This is a genomic window from Limimaricola sp. G21655-S1 (assembly GCF_027213785.1).
GTDB lineage: Bacteria > Pseudomonadota > Alphaproteobacteria > Rhodobacterales > Rhodobacteraceae > Limimaricola.
In genome coordinates this window covers 1-937 of record NZ_JAPWGO010000071.1, presented here as the reverse complement: position 1 = coordinate 937, position 937 = coordinate 1, and the positions used below count along the sequence as shown (strand labels likewise).

The window sequence follows — 937 nt, the reverse complement described above, 5'->3', positions numbered from 1 at the left end:
CCCAGAAGCACCACCTCGCCGCCGATGATGCCCGACATCGCGGCGAGGATGACGGCCACCAGGATCGTCTGGATCGCGATGCCGCCCCTGAGCCGCCCGCCGAACAGGCGCATCGCGTCGAACAGGTCCCGGGCGATGCCGGACCGGTCGAGGATCGCCGCCATCAGCACGAACATCGGCACCGAGACGAAGACGAAGCTGGAAACGAAGGAATAGACCCGGGAGGTGATCAGCGGCACCGCCATCGGGCCGAACCAGCCAAGCGCGAAGATCAACGCCACGAGCAGCGTGACATAGGCCAGCGGGATGCCGGTGACGAGAAGCACCAGCAGCATCGCGAACATCAGCCCGGTGGCCCCCTCGATGCCGAGGCCCTGCAGCAGTCCGAAGAATTCCATCAACGCCGTCCCCGCGCGTAGTTCACGGCCAGGATCGCGAACTGGACCGTCATGACGCCCAGAACGAGCATGAGAAAGATCTTGATCAGGCCCGGATAGACCGGGTTCCAGGCGCTGCCGGACCGCTCGATGCGGATCTCGCCGCCGGGCGCGAAGGCGGCGCGCGACACCATGATCCAGGCGGCCCAGGTGAACATCGCCGCCGACAGGCCGCAGATGATCGAGATCACCACGTCGAAGGCGCGGCGCAGCTTCGGCCCGAGCTGGTCGTAGATCAGCACGACGCGGATATGGCTGTCGCGCGCGGTGCAGTAGAGCCCGCCATAGACGAAGGCCACGCCCGAGAGGAACACGGTGGTCTCGTGCGCCCAGATCGTGGGGCGGTTGAAGAAATAGCGCAGCACCACCTCCTGGATCAGGATCAGCATGGCGATGATGATGCCCACGGCAAAGACGATGCCGACCCGGTCGATGGCGCGGCCGAGCCAGCCCGCCTCCGGGATCGGCCCGCCCTCCTCGCGGGGCGGCGTGATGTCGGT

General features: G+C 66.8%; 2 protein-coding genes. Both read right to left on the bottom strand.

Translation table 11 applies throughout. The annotated features are described in order from the left end of the window. Positions 1-398 (bottom strand): TRAP transporter large permease subunit (locus O4G76_RS19860; protein ID WP_269398884.1); only part of this gene is annotated, 398 nt, incomplete at its 3' end. After that, on the bottom strand, positions 398-937 hold a 540-nt coding region (locus O4G76_RS19855), incomplete at its 5' end, for a TRAP transporter small permease subunit (RefSeq protein WP_306467398.1). The genes O4G76_RS19855 and O4G76_RS19860, both read right to left, overlap by 1 nt.